This window comes from Sphaerisporangium melleum (assembly GCF_014646695.1).
GTDB classification, from domain to species: Bacteria; Actinomycetota; Actinomycetes; order Streptosporangiales; family Streptosporangiaceae; genus Sphaerisporangium; species Sphaerisporangium melleum.
This window is the reverse complement of record NZ_BMNT01000017.1, coordinates 48,441-67,278: the sequence shown is the minus strand read 5'-3', so window position 1 is coordinate 67,278 and position 18,838 is coordinate 48,441. Positions and strand designations below refer to the sequence as shown.

General features: G+C 72.3%; 17 protein-coding genes. 3 read left to right on the top strand and 14 right to left on the bottom strand.

Annotated elements, in window-relative coordinates:
* Positions 1 to 3: 3 nt before the first annotated feature.
* Positions 4 to 1,428, bottom strand: a complete 1,425-nt coding sequence (glnA, locus tag IEY93_RS16585; RefSeq protein WP_189163965.1) for a type I glutamate--ammonia ligase — start codon at positions 1,426 to 1,428, stop codon at positions 4 to 6.
* A 144-nt stretch (positions 1,429 to 1,572) separates the two neighbouring features.
* Here glnA and IEY93_RS16580 point away from each other — a divergent pair, with 144 nt between their 5' ends.
* Positions 1,573 to 2,031 (top strand): RDD family protein, encoded by a 459-nt coding sequence (locus tag IEY93_RS16580; RefSeq protein ID WP_189163964.1) that lies wholly within the window; start codon positions 1,573 to 1,575, stop codon positions 2,029 to 2,031.
* 30 nt (positions 2,032 to 2,061) lie between these two features.
* Here the strand turns inward: IEY93_RS16580 and IEY93_RS16575 are convergent, their stop codons facing one another.
* The 11 genes from IEY93_RS16575 to IEY93_RS16525 form a co-directional block, all read right to left on the bottom strand.
* Positions 2,062 to 2,868 carry a class I SAM-dependent methyltransferase gene (locus IEY93_RS16575; RefSeq protein ID WP_189163963.1) on the bottom strand — a complete coding sequence of 269 codons (807 nt, stop codon included), beginning with the start codon at positions 2,866 to 2,868 and terminating at the stop codon, positions 2,062 to 2,064.
* A complete protein-coding gene (locus IEY93_RS16570; protein WP_189163962.1) occupies positions 2,865 to 3,545 on the bottom strand; it encodes a DUF4191 domain-containing protein in 681 nt (226 codons plus the stop codon). The genes IEY93_RS16575 and IEY93_RS16570 overlap by 4 nt, the downstream gene beginning before the upstream one ends.
* Positions 3,546 to 3,812: 267 nt before the next feature.
* On the bottom strand, positions 3,813 to 4,742 hold the full coding sequence (gene lipA, locus IEY93_RS16565) for a lipoyl synthase (RefSeq protein WP_189163961.1): 930 nt from the start codon (positions 4,740 to 4,742) through the stop codon (positions 3,813 to 3,815).
* A gap of 52 nt (positions 4,743 to 4,794) precedes the next feature.
* Entirely contained in the window at positions 4,795 to 5,529 is a 735-nt protein-coding gene (gene lipB / locus IEY93_RS16560; RefSeq protein WP_189163960.1) for a lipoyl(octanoyl) transferase LipB, read from the bottom strand.
* 177 nt (positions 5,530 to 5,706) lie between these two features.
* Complete coding sequence (locus IEY93_RS16555; RefSeq protein ID WP_189163959.1) at positions 5,707 to 6,441, bottom strand: Type 1 glutamine amidotransferase-like domain-containing protein; 735 nt, start codon at positions 6,439 to 6,441, stop codon at positions 5,707 to 5,709.
* Between the two features lie 111 nt (positions 6,442 to 6,552).
* Positions 6,553 to 7,509 (bottom strand): epimerase, encoded by a 957-nt coding sequence (locus tag IEY93_RS16550; protein ID WP_189163958.1) that lies wholly within the window; start codon positions 7,507 to 7,509, stop codon positions 6,553 to 6,555.
* 170 nt (positions 7,510 to 7,679) lie between these two features.
* On the bottom strand, positions 7,680 to 9,128 hold the full coding sequence (gene sucB / locus IEY93_RS16545; protein ID WP_189163957.1) for a 2-oxoglutarate dehydrogenase, E2 component, dihydrolipoamide succinyltransferase: 1,449 nt from the start codon (positions 9,126 to 9,128) through the stop codon (positions 7,680 to 7,682).
* Positions 9,129 to 9,164: 36 nt separating this feature from the next.
* Positions 9,165 to 10,544, bottom strand: coding sequence for a dihydrolipoyl dehydrogenase (lpdA, locus tag IEY93_RS16540; RefSeq protein ID WP_189163956.1), 1,380 nt, complete (start codon positions 10,542 to 10,544; stop codon positions 9,165 to 9,167).
* Positions 10,545 to 10,709: 165 nt separating this feature from the next.
* On the bottom strand, positions 10,710 to 12,248 hold the full coding sequence (locus tag IEY93_RS16535; RefSeq protein WP_189163955.1) for a leucyl aminopeptidase: 1,539 nt from the start codon (positions 12,246 to 12,248) through the stop codon (positions 10,710 to 10,712).
* 68 nt (positions 12,249 to 12,316) lie between these two features.
* Entirely contained in the window at positions 12,317 to 13,087 is a 771-nt protein-coding gene (locus IEY93_RS16530) for an adenosylcobinamide-GDP ribazoletransferase (protein ID WP_229691202.1), read from the bottom strand.
* A 210-nt stretch (positions 13,088 to 13,297) separates the two neighbouring features.
* Entirely contained in the window at positions 13,298 to 14,413 is a 1,116-nt protein-coding gene (locus tag IEY93_RS16525) for a bifunctional adenosylcobinamide kinase/adenosylcobinamide-phosphate guanylyltransferase (RefSeq protein ID WP_189163954.1), read from the bottom strand.
* Between the two features lie 303 nt (positions 14,414 to 14,716).
* On the opposite strand from IEY93_RS16525, the gene IEY93_RS16520 reads away from it, so the two are divergent.
* Complete coding sequence (locus IEY93_RS16520; RefSeq protein WP_189163953.1) at positions 14,717 to 14,923, top strand: hypothetical protein; 207 nt, start codon at positions 14,717 to 14,719, stop codon at positions 14,921 to 14,923.
* 516 nt (positions 14,924 to 15,439) lie between these two features.
* Here the strand turns inward: IEY93_RS16520 and IEY93_RS16515 are convergent.
* Entirely contained in the window at positions 15,440 to 16,444 is a 1,005-nt protein-coding gene (locus IEY93_RS16515) for an aldo/keto reductase family protein (RefSeq protein ID WP_189163952.1), read from the bottom strand.
* A 56-nt stretch (positions 16,445 to 16,500) separates the two neighbouring features.
* On the opposite strand from IEY93_RS16515, the gene IEY93_RS16510 reads away from it, so the two are divergent.
* Positions 16,501 to 17,709, top strand: a complete 1,209-nt coding sequence (locus IEY93_RS16510; protein ID WP_189163951.1) for an SMI1/KNR4 family protein — start codon at positions 16,501 to 16,503, stop codon at positions 17,707 to 17,709.
* A gap of 403 nt (positions 17,710 to 18,112) precedes the next feature.
* Here IEY93_RS16510 and IEY93_RS16505 read toward each other — a convergent pair whose 3' ends face one another.
* The gene (locus IEY93_RS16505; protein WP_229691201.1) at positions 18,113 to 18,709 is read right to left on the bottom strand and encodes a DUF3043 domain-containing protein; all 597 of its coding nucleotides are present in this window, start codon (positions 18,707 to 18,709) and stop codon (positions 18,113 to 18,115) included.
* Positions 18,710 to 18,838 lie beyond the last annotated feature (129 nt).

The window sequence follows — 18,838 nt, the reverse complement described above, 5'->3', positions numbered from 1 at the left end:
CCGTCACACGTCGTAGTACAGCTCGAACTCGTGCGGGTGCGGGCGCAGGCGGATCGGGTCGACCTCGTTGGTCCGCTTGTAGGAGATCCAGGTCTCGATGAGGTCGGGCGTGAACACGCCGCCCTCGAGCAGGAAGTCGTGGTCGGCCTCCAGCGCGTCGAGCACCTCCGACAGCGAGCCGGGGACCTGCGGCACGGCGCCGGCCTCCTCGGGCGGCAGCTCGTAGAGGTCCTTGTCGACCGGGGCCGGCGGCTCGATCTTGTTGCGGATGCCGTCCAGACCGGCCATCAGCATCGCGGCAAACGCGTAGTACGGGTTGCACGACGGGTCGGGCACCCGGAACTCGATGCGCTTGGCCTTCGGGTTGGACCCGGTGATCGGGATGCGGATGCAGGCCGAGCGGTTGCGCTGGGAGTAGACGAGGTTGACCGGCGCCTCGTAGCCGGGCACCAGGCGGTGGTAGGAGTTCACCGTCGGGTTGGTGAACGCCAGCAGCGCCGGCGCGTGCTTGAGCAGGCCGCCGATGTAGTAACGCGCCATGTCCGACAGGCCGGCGTAGCCCACCTCGTCGTAGAACAGCGGCTCGCCGTCCTTCCAGAGCGACTGGTGGCAGTGCATGCCGGAGCCGTTGTCCCCGAAGATCGGCTTGGGCATGAAGGTGACCGTGTGGCCGTACTCCACCGCCGTGCTCTTGATGATGTACTTGTACAGCATCAGGTTGTCGGCGGTCTTCAGCAGCGTGCCGAACCGGAAGTCGATCTCGGCCTGGCCGGCGGTGCCCACCTCGTGGTGCTGCATCTCGGTCTCGATGCCGGCCTCGATCAGGCGGCGCACCATCTCCGAGCGCAGGTCGGTGAAGTGGTCCATCGGCGGGACCGGGAAGTAGCCGCCCTTGTAGCGCGGCTTGTACCCGAGGTTGCCGCCCTCCTGGGCCTTACCGGTGTTCCACGCGCCCTCGATCGAGTCGATGTGGTAGTAGCTCTCGCTCTGGCTGGTGGCGAAGCGCACATCGTCGAAGATGTAGAACTCGGCCTCGGGGCCGAAGTAGACCGTGTCGGCGATGCCGGTGCCCTTGAGGTACTCCTCGGCCTTGCGTGCGACGTTGCGCGGGTCGCGGCTGTAGGCCTCGCCGGTCAGCGGGTCGTGAACGAAAAAGTTGATGTTGAGCGTCTTGTGCTGACGGAACGGGTCGAGCACGGCCGTCGACGGGTCGGGCAGCAGCAGCATGTCCGACTCGTGAATGGCCTGGAACCCACGGATCGACGAGCCGTCGAACATGAGGCCGTCGGTGAAGACGCTGGCGCCGAAGTTCTCCGAAGGGAAGGTGAAGTGGTGAGTCGTGCCCGGCAGGTCGGTGAACCTGACATCGACGAACTGCACCCCTTCGTCCCTGATGAACTTCAGGACGTCGTCGGCGGAGCTGAACATCCAACCTCCCAGGGGCACGGGCTTGCAGACTTGAACGTAGGCCTGTGCCGTTTCGACCCCATGTCTCGTTTGTTTCGCGGATGTTAAGCGGACGGGGGGTGCGCCGCCGGAGGCACCTATGCGGCGTGGCGCTATCTTACCTGCATGAGCAAGCAACCCCGCTGGACACAGACGTGGATCGGCGGCACCCGCGCGGCGGGCGTCGACCTCGGCTATCCGGGCGAGAGGCTCGGCCTCCCGCGGGAGGGAAGCGGGTCGGTCTCCGGCTTCGGGAGGCGCATCGGCGCGATCTTCGTCGACTGGCTCATCTGCACCTGGGCGATCGCCGCCGGTCTGCTCCGCGCCGACGTCCGCGCCGACCCGTGGATCGGGCTCGTGGTGTTCGCCGCGGAGTACATCCTGCTGGTCGGCACCATCGGCATGACCTTCGGCATGCGGTTGTTCGGCATCAGGGTCGCCGCGCTCGGCGGCGGCCGCCCGTCGATCGGCGCCGTCGCACTGCGCACCCTGCTGCTCTGCCTGGCCGTCCCCGCGCTCGTCTGGGACCGCGACCAGCGCGGCCTGCACGACCGCGCCGCCCGCACGGTGGTCGTCCGCATCTGAGCCGCGACCGGGCTTCGCCGGTCTTCGGCGTCAGAGCCCGCGGCGGCAGGAGAAGATCGCGGTGCCGGGCAGGAGGCGTCCGCGCAGGGGACTCCAGCCGCCCCACTCGCGATCGTGCCCCACGGGCCACTCGGGCTCCAGCAGGGACGTCAGCACGAGCCCCGCACCGGCGATCGCCGCGACCCAGTCGCCCAGCGTGCGGTGGTGCTCGACGTACGTCGGCTCGCCGTTCTCGTCCTGCTCGACGTACGGAGACCGGTCGAAGTAGGAGCGGTCGGCCGTCAGCCCGCGCGGGCCGGGGTCGTCGGGGAACGCCCAGCGGATGGGATGGCTCACCGAGAACACCAGCAGGCCGCCCGGCCGCAGCACCCGCCGGACCTCGGCCAGCACGGCGCGGGCGTCGGCGACGAACGGCAGGGCGCCGAACGCCGAGCAGGCGAGATCGAACGACTCGCCGGCGAAGGGGATGCGCCCGGCGTCGGCCTGCACCACCGGAAGCCGGACGCCGATCTCCTCGTCGATGCGGCGCGAGTGCTGGAGCTGGCGATGGGACAGGTCGAACGCGGCGACCTCGGCGCCCTGGCCGGTCAGCCAGCGGCCGCACTGCCCGGCGCCGCAGCCGATCTCCAGCACCCGCCGGCCGCGCACCTCGCCCAGCAGGCGGGCGTCCGCCTCGTCCAGCCCTTCGGGGCACCAGACGAAGCCGTCATCGCGCAGGAAACCGCCGTGCTCGGCCTGGTAGTCGTCGGCCGCGGCGTCCCACCAGTGGCGGCTGGCCCGTGCGCTCGCCTGGTCGCCCAGTGCGCGCCGGGCCACCGGAGCGGGACCGGCCGTCAACGGATCTTGCCGCGGGGCATGCGCGCGCCCTTCGGCATCGGGCCCTTCGGCATGGGAAGCGTCTGCGGCAGCGCGCGCAGGCGGTAGTTGACCTCGGAGACCGTGGGCTTCTTCAGGTTGCGGGGGAGCTTCATCAGGTGGCGCTGCAGCTTGGCCATCGGCACCTGGCCCTCGCCGTCGCCGCACTGGATGTCGTACACCGGGACGTCGATCGCCACGCGCTGCACGCGCTTCTTCTCGGCGACGAGCATGCGCTGCACCCGCGAGCCCGGCCCCTCGGAGACCAGGACGATGCCCGGATAGCCGACGACGCGGTGGACGACGTCCTGGTCGCGGTTGACCGCGACGGCCGGGGTCACCTCCCAGTTGCCGCGCATGCTCTGCAGGATCGCGGCGGCGGCGCCCGGCTGGCCGTGCAGCATGGAGTACTGCGCGCGCTGGGCGAGCTGGCCGAAGACCAGCAGGCCGACGGTCAGCGCGACCATGATGCCAAGGATGATCAGCTGCCAGAGCAGGCCGGTGACGAGCCCGACGACGATGAAGACCACCAGCGTGGCGACCGCCGACGCGTAGACGATCGGCATCCCCTTGGGGTTGGCCTTCTGGATGATCTGAGCGACCATCCGGAGCTGCTTGATGCGCCCCGGGCGCTCTGGGTCTGCGGGCTTCTTCGCCATGGTTGAAGGATACAAACGCAGGGCTGAAGAAAGGAAAACGTGACCTGCCGGGCGGCCGCGCCGTGACCTGAGCGTCGCGCAGGGTCGCCGGCCGGTGACGCCCCGCCGCCGCCCGCGGCCCGGGCGGGCGCGGATGCCACCCAAGAGGCGTGGTACGACGGGGCGCGCGCATCGGCCGGCGGGGACGACGCCAGGCCGGGGACGCGGGCGGGACACCAGGCGGACGGCGCGCCGGTATCGGTGGCCGCCCGGCGGGGGTGGGGCCGGTCAGGCGGTCTGGCGGGCCTCGACGGCCTGGCGGTAGAGCCGGCCGGCGCGGTAGGAGGAGCGGACGAGCGGGCCGGACATGACACCGGCGAACCCGATCTGCTCGGCCTGCGCCTGCAGCTCGACGAACTCCTCCGGCTTGACCCAGCGGTCCACGGGGTGGTGGCGCGGAGTCGGGCGGAGGTACTGCGTGATGGTGAGCAGGTCGCAGCCGGCCTCGTGCAGGTCGCGCATCGCCTGGACGACCTCCTCGCGCTCCTCGCCCATCCCGAGGATGAGGTTGGACTTGGTCACCAGGCCCGCCTCGTGGGCCATCGTGATGACCTCCAGCGAGCGCTCGTACCGGAACGCCGGACGGATGCGCTTGAAGATGCGCGGCACGGTCTCGATGTTGTGCGCGAACACCTCGGGACGGCTGGAGAAGACCTCTTCGAGCTGGTCGCGGCGGCCGTTGAAGTCGGGCACCAGCAGCTCGACCCCGCACCCGGGGATCATGGCGTGGATCTGCCGCGCGGTCTCGGCGTACAGCCAGGACCCGCCGTCGGGCAGGTCGTCGCGCGCGACTCCGGTGACGGTGGCGTACCGCAGGCCCATCTGCGCGACGGACTCGGCCACGCGGCGCGGCTCGTCCCTGTCGTACTCGGCGGGCTTGCCGGTGTCGATCTGGCAGAAGTCGCAGCGGCGGGTGCACTGGTCACCGCCGATGAGGAACGTCGCCTCGCGGTCCTCCCAGCATTCGGAGATGTTGGGACAGCCGGCCTCCTGGCAGACCGTGTGCAGACCTTGGTCCTTGACGAGCGTTCTGATCTCGTTGAACGTCGGCCCGTTGTGGAGCCTGGTCTTGATCCACGGCGGCTTGCGCTCGATGGGGGTCTGGCTGTTGCGAACCTCCAGGCGGAGGAGCTTTCGGCCTTCTGGAGCTACGGTCACGCGTTCAAGCTTACGTCTCCGCCCTGCTCCGGCCGTCCAGGGGTGGGGAGGCTCACAACCGGCCAGAAAGCAGGTCTTCCTCCTGGACGTCCAGCCCCTCGGCGCCCAGTGCCGCGGCCAGGCGCTTCTCGGCCAGCGGCAGCACCTCGTCGACGGTGATGCGCCGCCCGGTCTCGGCCGACAGCGAGGTGACCCCGGCGTCGGTGATGCCGCACGGGATGATGCGGTCGAACCAGCTCGGGTCGTTGGCGCAGTTGAGCGAGTAACCGTGCATCGTGACGCCCCTGGCCATCCGGATGCCGATGGCGCCGAGCTTGCGGTCGGGGAGCCCGAGCCCCGGATCTCCCGCCACCCACACGCCGGTGCGCCCGGCGACCCGGCCGGCCGCCACCCCGAAGTCGGCGCAGACCTGGATCAGCGCCTCCTCCAGCAGCCGGACGTACGCGCTGAGGTCGAGCGTGTCGGTCAGGCCGACGATCGGGTAGCCGACGAGCTGCCCGGGACCGTGCCAGGTGATCTTGCCGCCCCGGTCGACGTCGACCACGGGCGTGCCGTCGGCAGGGCGCTCCTCAGGTTGAGTGCGCTTGCCGGCGGTGTAGACGGGGGCGTGCTCCAGCAGCAGGCAGGTGTCGGGGATCTCACCGGCCGCCCGGCGGGCATGGACCTGGCGCTGGAGCTCCCACGCCTGCTCGTAGGGGACGTCCACCCCGAGCCGGACCAGCGCGAGCCTGCGAACCCCGCCGCGCGAAGAGTTCCCCTGCCTGGTCTGGTCGGCGTGCTCAGTCACGGGGCAAGCCTAACGCCAGGTCGAGCGCCAGGCGGCGCAAGCCCGGCCGATGGCCCCGACGTGAACGCACCGGCTTGCGCGGCGGGCGGCGGGCGCCGCGCGCGTCCGCCGCCGCGGGGAAGGCCCGAGCCGCCGCACGCGCTCGAACGAGGCCTGGCCGGCAGGGCGGGAGAAGGGTCAGCCGGTGAGCAGGCGGGGCTCGATGCGGACCTCCTTGACCCCGCCGTCGCCGTCGCGCTCGACGCGGTAGGCGTACCCCTCGGGGTCCACGGTGACGGCCTGGATGAACTCCCGCCCGACGTAGTGCAGTCCCACGCCCTCGTCGGCGGCGTAGCCGTCGGGCAGCTCACCCGAGGCGACCGACTCGTGCAGCAACGCGCGGCGCTGCGGGTCGGAGTTGTAGTGGACCCCGCAGGAGAAGGGCAGCAGGCCGAGACCCTCGGCCCACGGGCGCAGGATCGGGCCGAAGGAGTCGGTGTTGCCGCCCACGTGCCAGCACAGCGCCCCGGCGCTCTGGCCCGACAGCACAACCCCGGCCTGCCAGGCCTCCTCCATCGCCTCGTCCAGCCCGTGCAACCGCCACAGGGCGGCCAGGTTGGCGACGCTGCCGCCGCTGACGTAGATGACGTCCTGCTCCAGCAGCCAGTCACGCGGGCTCTCGACCGTCGGCATCGGGAAGAGCGCGAGATGGCTGACCTCCACGTCCCAGGTGCGGAACGCGGAGTACATCTTCAGCAGCCAGGAGGAGTCGTCGCCGACCGCCGTGGCGAGCAGGCCGAGCTTGGGGCGGTCCTGGCCGGTCAGGTCGAGCGCGTACCGCAGCAGGCCGGAGGGCTCCATGCCGAAACGCGGCGTCGCGACGAACGAACCGCCGCCGATGGCGAGGATGTGGGACTGGCCGAGCCTGCTCATGATCTCTCCTGCTGCTGTCGGGGAGGGCGCGGGCCCTGCCGCCGGAGGGCGAAGCCGGGGGCGCGAGGAGCGGGACGAGGCCGCCCTCCCGGTCACGCCTTGACCGGCACCCTAGACTATGGCGGCCAGCGCGTCGTCGAGACGCGGATACCTGAACCGGTACCCCATCTCGAGCAGGCGGCGGGGGAGCACCCGCTGGCCGATCAGCACGCCCTCGTCGGCCAGCTCGCCCAGGGCGGCCCGCAGCGCGAAGGCCGGAACCGGCACCGGCAGGGTCGGCCGGTGCAGGGCGCGGCCGAGAGATCGGGTGAAGTCGGCGTTGGTCACCGGGGTGGGCGCGGTGAGATTCACCGGCCCGGACACCTGGGGCTCGGCCAGGATGTGGCGGATCGCGCCGATCCAGTCGTCGATGGCGATCCACGAGATGAACTGGCGGCCCGAGCCCAGCGGCGCGCCGAGGCCGAGCCGGAAGACGGGCAGCATCTTGCCGAGGAAGCCGCCCTCGGCGGTGAGGACGTGCCCGGTGCGCAGGTGCGCCACCCGCACACCCGCACGCTCGGCGGGCTCGGTCTCGGCCTCCCAGGCCAGCACCAACTCGGCGAGCCACTGCCCGCGGACCCCGCGTCCGCCGGCCTCGCCCGAGCCCGCACCGGAGGCGGCGCTCACCCACGAGCGGGGCGGCTCCCAGGACTCCTCGACCGGATGCTCACCGGTGTCGCCGTAGACGCCGATCGCGGACCCGCTGAGCCAGACGGCCGGCGCGCGTTCCAGCCTCGCGATCGTGGTGGCCAGGGTGCGCGTGCCCTCGACCCGGCTGTTCAGCAGCTCGCGGCGGTACTCCGGTGTCCACCGGCGGTCGGCGATGCCCGCCCCGGCCAGATGGACGACGGCCTCGGCACCTTCCAGCACCGAGGGGGCGAGGATGCCCTCGCGCGGGTCCCAGAACGCCTCGTCCGGCGCGGCGGGCGTGCGGCGGACCAGCCGGACGACGGTGCGTCCATCTGCACGCAGGGCACGGACCAGAGCCGAACCGAGAAGCCCGGACGATCCGGTGATCACGACTGCCATGTGATCACCCTACGTCGGCGGCCCGCTCCGGGCGTGGCAGCCCGCACCTCCCACGCGTGTCAGGCCCGTGCGAAGGGCCCTGGCGCGCGCGGCGCCAGGGCCCTTCGAAGGTGCCCGCGGCCCTGCTCGGCGGCCGGTCGTGGCCGCCGGGCGTGGGCCGGACGGATCGGTCAGGCGAGGCCGATCTGGTTCTCGAAGCGGCCTTCCTCAAGACGACGCTTGATCGTCGTCAGGAAGCGGGCGGCGTCCGCGCCGTCCACCAGGCGGTGGTCGTAGGTCAGCGCGAGGTACACCATCGAGCGGACCGCGATGACCTCGCCCTCGGGCGTGTCCAGGACGACCGGCCGCTTGACGACCGAGCCGGTGCCGAGCATGCCGACCTGCGGCTGGTTGAGAATCGGCGTGTCGAACAGCGCGCCACGGCTGCCGGTGTTGGTCAGCGTGAACGTGCCGCCGGTGATCTCGTCCGGGGTGACCTTGTTGGTGCGGGTGCGCTCGGCCAGGTCGGTGATCTTACGGGCGAGGCCGGCGAGGTTGAGGTCACCCGCGTTGTGCACCACCGCGGCGAGCAGGCCCCGCTCGGTGTCCACCGCGATGCCGAGGTGCTCGGCGTCGTAGTAGGTGACCTCGCTGGTCTCGTTGTTGATCGTCGCGTTGAGCTTGGGGTGCTGCTTGAGCGCCTCCACCGCGGCCAGCGCGAAGAACGGGGTGAAGGTGAGCTTCACGCCCTCACGGCGCTGGAAGTCGGCCTTCACCTGGTCGCGCAGCCGCGAGATCTTGGTGACGTCGACCTCGACGACCGTGGTGAGCTGCGCGGCGGTCTGCAGCGACTCGACCATGCGCTTGGCGATGGTCTGCCGCAGCCGCGACATCTTCTCGGTGCGTCCGCGCAGCGTGGTGTCCACCTGCACCGGCTCGGGCGCCGCGGCCGGAGCCGGGGCGGCGGCCTGCGGGGCGGCGGCCGGAGCCGGGGCCGGCTGCGCCTGTGCGGCCTGGGCGGCCTGCTCACGCTGCACCCGCGCGGCCTCGAGGACGTCCTGCTTGCGGATGCGGCCGCCGACACCGGTGCCGGTCAGCGAGTCGAGGTCGACACCGTGCTCGGTGGCGAGTTTGCGCACCAGCGGAGTGACGTACGGGCTCTCGCCGGAGGGCGCGGCGGCCGGAGCCGGAGCCGGAGCCTGCTGCGGGACCTGCGGGCGCGGAGCCGGGGGCGCGGGCTGCTGCGGCGCGGGCGGCTGCGGGATCGAGGAGACCGGCGCCGGTGCCGGGGCGGGCTCGGGGGCCTTGACCGGTTCGGGCTCGGGCTCGGGCTGCGGCTCCGGCTCGGGCTGGGCCTGCGGCTGCTCGGCCTGGGCCGGAGCGGCCGGCGCTCCGGCGGCGCCGTTCTGGTCGATGATGGCGAGTTCGGCGCCGACCTCGACGGTCTCGTCCTCCGCGACCACGATCTTGGTCAGCACGCCCGAGGACGGCGAGGGGATCTCGGTGTCGACCTTGTCGGTGGAGACTTCGAGCAACGGCTCGTCGGTCTCGACGTGGTCCCCTTCCTTCTTCAGCCATCGGGTGACGGTGCCCTCGGTCACGCTCTCGCCGAGCTGGGGCATGGTTACGGAAACCGGCATGGTGTCGTCTTCTCTCGCGTTTCCTGGTGAGGGCTCTCAGTTGTGTACGTGCAGGGGCTTGCCGGCCAGGGCGAGCATCGCCTCGCCGACCGCCTCGGACTGCGTCGGGTGCGCGTGGATGAGCTGGGCCACCTCTGTGGGCAGCGCCTCCCAGTTGTAGATGAGCTGCCCCTCGGTGACGAGCTCGCCCATGCGCTTGCCGACCATGTGGACCCCGAGCACGGGGCCGTCCTTCTGTGCGATGACCTTGACGGCGCCCTGCGTGCCGAGGATCTGGCTCTTGGGGTTGCCGCCGAGGTCGTAGACCAGCTCGGTGATCTCGTAGCCGCGCTCCTTGGCGACGGCCGAGGTGATGCCGACCGAGGCGACCTCGGGGTCGGAGTAGGTGATGCGCGGCACGCCCGCGTAGTCGATCGGCACGGGGTTCAGCCCGGCGATGTGCTCGGCGACCAGGATGCCCTCGGCGAAGCCGGCGTGCGCGAGCTGCAGGGTCGGGATCAGGTCGCCGACCGCGTAGACGTTCGGCACGCTGGTCTGGCAGAACTCGTTCACCACGACGGTGCCGCGCTCGACGGCGACGCCGGCCTCCTCGAAGCCCATGCCCGAGCTGACGGCGCCGCGGCCCACGGCCACCAGCAGCAGCTCGGCCTCCAGGGTCTTGCCGCCCTGCAGGGTGACGACCACGCCGGTGTCGGTGGTCTTGACGCCCTCGAAGCGGACGCCGAGCTCGTACTTGATGCCGCGGCGGCGGAAGGCGCGCTCGAGGAGCTTGGAGCTGGACTCCTCCTCCAGAGGGAGCAGGTGCGGCAGCGCCTCGACGATGGTCACCTCGGCGCCGAACGACTTCCAGACCGAGGCGAACTCGACGCCGATCACCCCGCCGCCGAGCACGACGACGGAGGAGGGCACCCGGTCGAGCTTGAGCGCGTGGTCGCTGGTGATGACCCGCTCGCCGTCGATGTCGAGGCCGGGCAGCGACCTCGGGACCGACCCGGTGGCCAGCACGATGGTGCGGCCCTCGACGACCTGGCCGCCGACGACGACGCGAGTGGGGCCGTCCAGCCGGCCCTCGCCCTCGATCACCGTGACGCCCCTGCTCTTGAGCAGGCCCTGGACGCCCTTCCAGGCACGATTGACGATCTTGTCCTTGAAGGCGTGGACACCGCTCATCTCGACGCCCTCGAAGCGGGCCTTGATGCCGATGCTCGTGGCCTCGCGGGTCTCGTCGGCCACCTCGGCGGCGTGCAGCAGCGCCTTGGTGGGAATGCACCCGCGGTGCAGACAGGTGCCGCCGATCTTGTCCTTCTCGATCAGCGCGACGCTCTTGCCCAGCTCGGCCGCCCGGAGGGCGCAGGCGTAGCCGCCGCTGCCGCCACCCAGGACAACGATGTCGAAGGGGCCGCTGCCATCAGCCACTGGAAAGCTCCTTGTCGGATCGGTGGGCCCTCACGGCCGGGGCCTGCCCGCTCTCGCGGCGCGCCCGGCCTGCCCAACAGCATCTTTTCACTAGTCCCGCGTAATCGTGACGCGCTTGGCCGCCCGCGGGCGGGCGGCGGCGCGGGCGCCCGCGTCCTGCGCCCATCATGCCTCGCGGCCGCCCTGGTGACGCTCGGCGAGCGCGACCAGGGTGCGGGTGATCACCCCGGTGCCGCCCTTCGGGATGTACCCGTAGGGGGCGTCCTTGTTGAAAGCGGGCCCGGCGATGTCCAGGTGCGCCCAGCGGACGCCCTCGGGAACGAACTCGCGCAGGAAGATGCCGGCCGCGAGCATGCTGCCGGAGCGCTCGGGGTTGAGGTTGGCGATGTCGGCGATCGGGGAGTCCAGGCCCTTGCGCAGGTCTTCGGGCAGCGGCATGCCCCAGGCCGCCTCGCCCTGTGCCGTGGCGACCTCGACGACCTCCTCGCGCAGCTCGTCGTCGGAGGCCATGACACCGCAGGTGCGCCAGCCGAGCGCGACGATCTGCCCGCCGGTGAGCGTGGCGACGTCCACGATGATGTCGGGGGAGTCCTCCCCGGCGCGGGCGATGCCGTCCACGAGCACGAGCCGGCCCTCGGCGTCGGTGTCGAGCACCTCGACGGTCTTGCCGGCGTAGGTGGTCAGCACGTCCGAAGGACGCTGGGCGGTGCCGCTCGGCATGTTCTCGGCCAGGCACAGGTAGCCCACGGCGTTGACCTTCAGGCCCAGCTTGGCGATGGCGAGCAGCGCGCCGAACACCGCGCCCGCGCCGCCCATGTCGGACTTCATCCAGGCCATGGAGGCGGACGGCTTGAGCGACAGGCCGCCGGAGTCGAAGGTGATGCCCTTGCCCACGTACGCCAGCGTGGTGGTGGCCTCCGGGTGGGTGTAGCCCAGGCGCACCAGCCGGGGCGGGTTCACCGAGCCCTGGCCGACGCCGACGATGCCGCCGTAGCCGCCGTCCTTGAGGGCCACCTCGTCCAGGATCTCCACCGACAGGCCGGCCTTGCCCGCGGTCTCCTCGGCGATCTCGGCGAACCGCGAGGGGTACAGGTCGGACGGCGGGGTGTTGACCAGGTCACGGACGAGCGTGACCGACTCGGCCAGCGTCGCGGCGTGGTGCGCGGTCTCCTCGGCGCCCGCGGCGTCGCTCAGCACGACGATCTCGTCCAGCGGGGCCTTCTGGTCGCCGCCGGTGCGGTAGCGGGCGAAGTCGTAGGCGCCCAGCAGAGCGCCGAGCACGACGGCCTCGAGCTGCTCGGGCGTGCCCGTGGGAAGCGCGAACGCCGCGCTCGAGGTGCCGGCCAGGGCGCGTGCGGCGGCGCCCGCGGCGCGGCGCAGGCCTTCGAGGTCGTGGGCTCCCTCGGTGGCGGGGGCCTCCCCGAGGCCGACGGCGACGACCACCGGTGCCCGTACGGCGCCGAAGGAGGGGAACTTGGCGATCTCACCGGCCTTGCCGGAGAACCCGAGCGCGCGCAGTGTGGGCGCCAGGCCACCGGTGATCGCGGAGTCCAGGGCCTGCGCGCCGGGCGCGGGCAGGGGACCGTCGGGCGAGGTGTTGATGCCGACTACGAGGGCGTCGGTCTCGACCGAACCCGAGTCAGAGGCGTTGAGTCGCACTGTCGTCACGTGTGCCGATGCTAGCCCTGCTTGCCGCGTACGCATAAACGAGGGTTCGTCCTACCAATGATCCCGCCCGCGGGGACGGGACCGGGCGGCACGCGGCACGCGGGTCACGCGGCGGCGGCGCACACGATCAGGGCGGCGGCGGTGGCGGTCTCGACGAGCGCGCCCAGCACGTCGCCGGTGATCCCGCCGAGCCGCCGGGTGGCGTGCGCGCGCAGCGCCCAGGCCGCGCACAGCCCGGCCCCCACGGCCATTGGGAAGATCAGCGGGTGGCCGAGCGGCAGGCCGAGGAGCAGGGCTGCCGCGGCGGTCGCCGCCGTCGCCGTGATCGCCGCGATCGGCCGCACCGTCCCGGCGACCATGGCGCCGAGGCCCTCCGGCCGCGCGGTGGGCACGCCCGCCACGCAGGCCCAGGTCACGGCGAGCCGTCCGGTGACACAGGCGACCACCAGTGACGCCGGCCCCGCCTCGGCCGCCGCGGCGGCCTGGAGCAGGACGGTGAACAGCAGGGTCATGACGCCGAACGGGCCGATGTCCGAGCGCTTCATGATGTCCAGCGCCTGCTCGGCGGGCTTGCCGCTGCCGAGCCCGTCGGCCAGGTCGGCCAGTCCGTCCAGGTGCAGGCCCCGGGTGAGCACGGCGAGCGTGCCGAGGGCGAGCGCCGCGGCGAGCAGCGGGGACACCAGCGGCCCGGCGACGGCCATCACGGCGGCCCCGGCCAGGCCGAGCGGCAGGCCGATCAGCGGCGCCAGGGTCATCGCCCATCCGGCCGTGACCCGGTCGGTGCGAGGCAGACCGGCCGGCCAGACGGTGAACATGCCGGCGGCCAGGCGCAGCCCATCGGCCATCGGGCCGCCGGAGGCGGGCGGAGGAGGCATGGCAGTGGACATATCAGCGGCCGATCAGGAAGGGAGGGGCGAGCGGGGATCTGTTCGCGGGTCGTGCCGCGACTGGGGGACGCGGTCGGCCGGCGAGGGGAGGAAGGGCGGGGCACGCCGCGGGAGCGGTCTGTGGAAGGCGAGGAGCGGGCGGATCGGCATGAGGGGATCGGAGGGAACGAAGGGATGGTGGGAGCCGGGTCCGAAGGGTCAGATGGGGAGGGGGACGACACGGCCGGCCACGACGAGGACGGCCTCCTCCGACTCGGCGGCCAGCCGCTGGTTGAGCCGGCCGAGCGCGTCGCGGAACACCCGCCCGCTGGCCGTCGCCGGAACCACACTGAGCCCGACCTCGTCGCTGACCGCGACCACCTGCGCCCGGGCCTGCCGCCAGGCGGCCACCAGGTCGTCGCAGCGAGCCGCGACCGCGTCCTGAGCCGTGCCGAACCGGCCTGGTTTGCGGCCCCTCGGCCGGTCGTGGGCGGGATCGTCCCACGCGCCGCACGCGTCGAAGACCGCGGCGAGCCAGGTGCCGATGCCGTCGACCAGCAGCGGACCGCTCTCGGACCGCAGCAGCGACTCCAGTTCGGTGGTCTCGATGGTCGTCCAGTACGGCGGGCGCCGTCGCTGGTGGGCACGGACGCGGGCGTGCCATTCGTCGTCCCCCCGGCCGGACGGGCCGGTGGCGACATAGGTGACGTCCGGCTCGGTGATCAACCGCATCTCGGCCTCGGCGGACTTGCCGGACCGCGCGCCGCCCAGCACCAGCACCCGTTTCGGCGCGGGCGGGCGTGCGGGGGCCGGAGTGCGGGTGTCGATGATCGTGCCGTCGTCCACGATCTGGCCGCCCCAGAGCGACAGCCGCCTGCGCAGCTCGTCCTCGGAGGGCAGCCGGTGGTCCAGGTGGATGGCCACGACCTGCGTCCGCGCGGTGACCAGGCCGCGCCGCCGCAGGTCGCCCAGGCGCTGGGGCCGGTCGAGCAGGTCGATGAGCACCAGGTCGTAGGCGTCCTCGGCCCAGCTCGGCGACGGCGCCCCGGACAGGTCGTCGGCGGAGGCGGCGTAGGAGACGGCGTACAGGACCCGGCCGCGGTCGGGTCCGCTCACCGCGTAGCCGTCGGGGGTGACCGTCATCCGGTACCCCTTGGGCATGTCGGCGGGCGGGGCGAGGGGAAGGTCCGCCGGTGGGGCCAGGCGCACGACGTCGTCGAGCACCACGGCGGTGGGCAGGCGGTGGCCGGGGGACAGGCGGCGGCAGGAGGCGCAGCCGCAGGCGGGTTCGGGCCAGCCGTACGGACCGGCGGTGCCGGAGAGCAGGACCTTCACTATGCCGTCACTGCGCCGTCGCGGCGGGCACCCCGCCGGCCGTGGCCCGCCGCGGAAAGGGGGAGACCCGGGCCGGGCGCCGTCGTGGCTCCGGGTCCGGCGGTCACCGGAGGACGGAACATGGGCGGCATCGGTCGCTCTCCAATCTCGGCTGTCGCGCGGTCGCGCGAATCCTCGCGGCTCTCCCCGCCCTCTGGCCGGTCCCGCCGCGCACACGGCAAGATCTGCGGCAGACTCCAGGAGATAGGGTCTGCACAGCCTGGTGAGGGCTTTGGGCAAACCCCGCGAAAAGGAGCGTATGGCATGACTTGGCGCTGGCGTTATGAAAACGCTAATGGTGGCGAGGTTTCGGATGGCCCGCTTCCGCGCGAGATCTTCCCGAGTCAGGCCGATGCGGAGTCATGGCTCGGAGAAAACTGGCGGAGCCTGCTCAGCGCCGGGGTCGAGCAGGTCACATTGCTCGAGGACGACAAAGTGGAGTACGCCGCGCTGTCCCTGCGCGTCGAGTGAGTCAATGCTCCGCTGTGGTTCCTGAGACCGATGTGACCGATGCGGGCCGGTGATCGGAATTTCGATGGCCCGAAATTCGGTATTTCCGGCCATGTCCTTAGTGCCGTCGTCTCATGCGCCGGCCGCGCCGACCGCTCGGCTCGGCCATGCATCGGCCCCGCGTCGAACGACTCGGCCCTGCATCCGTCGGAGGTCGAGCACACCGGCCGGGCACGAGCCTGGCGTCGAGCGGCTCGGCCCGGCATCCGTCGGGGGTGGAGCGAATCGGCCGGGCATGAGCCCGGCCTCGGGCGGCGTGGCCCGGCACCTGTCCCAGAGGGCGCGACTCGGCCCGGCATCCGTCGGGAGTCGAGCGACTCGCTTTCCTGGGCGGTCGCTTCCGCGAGTCCCGGCCGTTCCGGGGGCGGGCCCGTGAGGTCGAGCGGCTCGGCAGGGCGGTGAACGGCTGAGCCCGGCCGGTCGCGGGGCCGCCGGAAGCGATGTCCGGCGGCCCCGCGACCGTGGCGCGAGAGAAGATCAGCGCGTCGGCCGCGACGCGGGGCTCTGCGTCTTGGCCGGGTCACGCTCCACGATCGGGCCGAGCACCGAGTCGATCTTGGACAGCACCTCGGCGTCGAGCTTCACCCCCGACGCGGCGACGTTGTCGAGCACCTGCTCGGGCTTGGTGGCTCCGATGATGGCCGACGAGACGTTCGGGTTCTGCAGCACCCAGGCGATGGCGAGCTGCGCCATGCTGAGGCCGAGATCGGCCGCGATCGGCTTGAGCTCCTGCACCCGGCCGAGCACGTCGTCGTCCATGAACCGGCCGATCATGCTGGAGCCGAGCGGATCGGTCGCGCGCGACCCGGCGGGCGGGGCCTGCCCCGGCAGGTACTTGCCGGTCAGGATGCCCTGGGCGATGGGCGACCAGACGATCTGCCCGACGCCCTCCTTCTCGCAGAGCGGCACGATCTCCGCCTCGATCACCCGCCACAGCATGGAGTACTGCGGCTGGTTGGAGACCAGCCGGTCGAACCCCATCTGGTCGGCGATCCGGAGGGCGTCCGCGATCTGCGAGGCGCTCCACTCGCTCACCCCGACGTACAGGACCTTGCCCTGCCGCACGAGGTCGTCGAAGGTCTTCAGCGTCTCTTCGAGAGGCGTCTCGTGGTCATAGCGGTGCGCCTGGTAGAGGTCGACGTAGTCGGTCTGCAGGCGGCGCAGGGAGGCGTGGATGCTCTCGGTGATGTGCTTGCGGGACAGGCCGCTGTCGTTCGGCCCGTCACCGGTCGGCCAGTACACCTTGGTGAAGATCTCCAGCGACTCGCGGCGCACCCCCTTCAGCGCCCGTCCGAGGACCTCCTCCGCCTTCGTGCCGGCGTAGACGTCGGCGGTGTCGAAGGTGGTGATGCCGGAGTCGAGGGCCGCCCGCACGCACTCCTTGGCGGCGTCCTCCTCGACCTGGGACCCGTGGGTGATCCAGTTGCCGTAACTGATCTCGCTTACTTTGAGGCCGCTGCGGCCAAGACTGCGATGTTGCATGCGTTTGACGATAACCTTCCCCGGCCGGTGATCGGATTCGGGGTAGTCTGCCCCAGGTGCGGCGACTGATCACTCACGCGTTCGCCCGGCGCGCGCTCGGGCTGACCGCCGCGGGCGCGGCCGTGCTCCTGGCCGCCTATGTGCTGCGGGCCGCCGTGCGCCGCCGCGCCGCCGCGAAGCCTCCGGCGCCCGGTCCGCCTCCCGTGCCCGGTCCGGCGAAGCGCGCCGTTCCCGCCCTCGTGAAGCGGCCCGCGCCTGACGGGCGTGACCGCGTGACGGCTCCTCCCAGGCGCGAGGCGGATGCGGGTCCAGCGCAGGTCGTGCCACGCCGGTCGGCCGGCGACGTACGGCGGGAGGCGGCGGCCCGCCCATCCTCGTCCTCTCGGACGCCTCGCCGGTCGCGGTGGAGGCGGTGGGCGATCCCGGTCGCCCTTCTCGGCGTCGTCGCGGTGGCCGGCGCGGTCGCCGGCGTGCGCGCCGTACGGGACGGCGCCCCGGTCGCGATCGCCGCCGTCACGCCGCCGGCCTCCCCCGTCACCTCGGTGGCTCCGGCGGGCTCTCCGGTGGCCGGGGCGGGTGAGAGGCGGCCGGGGCCGGATGCCGTCGCCGCGGTGAGCGCCACCGACCCGTCGGCGGCCTCCTCTTCCTCCTGCGTGCGAGTGGGTGGGCCGTTCGTGGTCCGCCCGGTGCATCCCAAGGTCGCGCGGGCGGTGGACGGCCAGTGGCTGCGCGTCGAGAGGTGGCTGAAGGCACACGCGCCGGTGACCTACGCGCGCCTGCGACCTCCGGCTCGCACCCGGACGATCGCGATCGCCGAGGCGCAGATGGGCATCCCGCTGCCCGCGAGCCTCCGTGCGTCGCTGCTCCGCCACGACGGCTCGGGTCCAGGCGGGCTGGAGCTGCCCGGATGGCAGGCTCTCGGCGTACGGGAGATCCGGGACGCCTGGCGTGCGCTGTGCACCGAGCGGACCTCGCCACCCGCCGCCCCCGGAACCGGCGGGTGGGACCCCGGCCTGATCCCCTTCGCCGTCTCCACCGTGGGCGCGGCCCTTCCGGCGGACCCCATGGTCGCGGTGGCCGACGGCAGGGACGGCGGGGTGCGCGTCCTGAACGCCGGCGGCTCGCCGGCGGCGACGGGAGCACGGTGGACGTCCTACTACGCGCTGCTCACCGCCACGGTCCGGTCACTGCGCACCGGAACAGTGGTGGACGGCCTGCGTCCAACCGTGACCGGAGGGCGACTGCTCTGGGTTCCGGCACGATGAGTCAAGCCCGGACCCGGCGAGCCCCCGTTGCTCCTCGTACGGCGGCGCCGGCTTCGCCGCACCACTTCCCGCCGACGCGGCGCCGGGATGAAGGGACCCTCGCCCGGCGAGAAGTGTGCTGTGCCGGCCCGGGCATGAAGTGACAGCGCGCGACCCGTGCCCAGATGAAGGCTCCCTGGCCTGGAAGGAAGCGTGCTGTGCCGGCCCGGCTATGAGGTGGCCGCGTTGCTGCTCGTGCGGCGGCGTCGGCTTCGCGACGCCACTTCCCGCCGACCGGGCGCCGGGATGAAGGCACTCTGGCCCCGGGAGAAGTGCTGTGCCGGCCCGGGTGTGAGCGGCACGGTCGGCAGGAGAGGGGCCCCGCCCCGGGGGCGGCAGGCCGGGCCGGCGGGGCGGGGGTGGGTCAGTTCTTCGGGGGGACGGGGTCGCCGCCGGGCAGGACGGTGGGCGGAGGGAAGCGCAGGCGGCGGATCTGCATGGCGCGCATGGCCGCGTAGAAGCCGACGCCGCGGAGGTTCTCCTCCGGCAGCTTCTGGGCGGCCTCCTTCTTCACCCGCTGCGACACCCACACCGCGCTGGCCGCCACCACGACGATCATCAGCGGCCACAGGATGGTGATCGCGTAGGAGTAGAGGAGCATGCCGGTCTCGCCGCCGAACATCGGGATGGTCCAGAGGATCACCAGCAGCAGTAGCGAGACCGGGAGGAAGTACTGACTGAGGGTGCGGCGTGAGTCGACCCAGTCGCGGGCGAGCTTCTTGGCGGGTCCGCGGTCGCGCACCGGCAGGTAACGGTCGTCACCCTTGAGCATGCCTTCGCGGGCGCGGACCCGCTCGGCGGCCTGGCGCTCGCGTGCCTGCTTGTACGCCTCTTTACGGTTGGAGGGGGCGGTCACCGGCTGGCGGCGACGGCCTTGGGCCTCGCGGCGCTTGGGGGTTGGGCGGCCTTTTCCCGTGCTTTTCGCCTGCGTCTGGGTGGACGTGGCGGCGCTGTCATCCACGGGAGCCTGCGTACGACGTCGGAACACGACGTCAGCCTACCGGGGGTGCAACTTAATGACGCCCTCGTGCGTTATGCGTAGGGTGGACCTACGCGACTTTGCCGCGATAATCGGGGGCTGACGTCGAGT